The organism is Bifidobacterium pseudolongum subsp. pseudolongum DSM 20099 (assembly GCF_000771225.1).
In the GTDB taxonomy this organism is placed as follows: domain Bacteria; phylum Actinomycetota; class Actinomycetes; order Actinomycetales; family Bifidobacteriaceae; genus Bifidobacterium; species Bifidobacterium pseudolongum.
In genome coordinates, this window is the sequence record NZ_JDTZ01000020.1 from 1 (window position 1) to 793 (window position 793).

1 pseudogene is annotated in these 793 nt (G+C 66.1%); it reads left to right on the plus strand.

What is annotated here, in order from left to right:
* Nucleotides 1–59 precede the first annotated feature (59 nt).
* Nucleotides 60–793: pseudogene (locus OU02_RS08665) on the plus strand (IS256 family transposase); the annotation flags it as partial.

Genomic DNA, 793 nt, shown 5'->3' on the forward strand with positions numbered 1-793 from the left:
GGCCCGGCGCGAGACCAGCGCCGCATGGATGAACCTGATGGCCCGCATCGGTCGAACCCGTGGTCGTCGTGTGCGACGGGGGCGGCGGCATCCGCAAGGCCCTCAGGCACGCATGGCCGCACGCCCGCGTGCAACGCTGCCTGTTGCACATCTGCCCCGACATCGGCGCCATACCCGGCACGAACCCGCGCCACGAGGCGTCCCGGCAGCTGCTGCGCCTGGCCAGGGAGCTCACGCGTGTCAAGGACGGCGACGCCATGGCCGCTTGGCTGGGCGCCTACAACGCATGGGAGATGCGCCACAAGGACTTCCTCGAGCAGAAAAGCATCTGGTCCGACGGCAGCGAGAACGACCTGCACCAACGACTCGTCAAGGCGCGCGACACCATGCGCCGTCGCATACGAGAGCACACCATGTTCACCTTCATGGATCCTGGACTGGGCATTGGCACGCCCGTGCCGACCGCCAACAACGCCATCGAATCAGCCAACGCACGCATCCGCGAGATGCCCGGGAACCACCGTGGTCTATGCCTAATCCGTCGGATCAAGGCCGTGTGCTGGTGGTGCCACCAGCACACCGAGCACCCCGAAAGCGCCGCATGGCTAGCCCGCCACGCATGGCGCGACGAGCAGACCGAACGACTCTACCGACAGGCATGGGAGCACAGCGACGAAGGACAACGGGCACTACTCGGCCTCCCCGCCAGATACGGCACCGGCATCGACTGGAACGAATCCCACACCGGCACACCATGGAGAAACACCGACCAGCCAGACACACATTTTGGCCT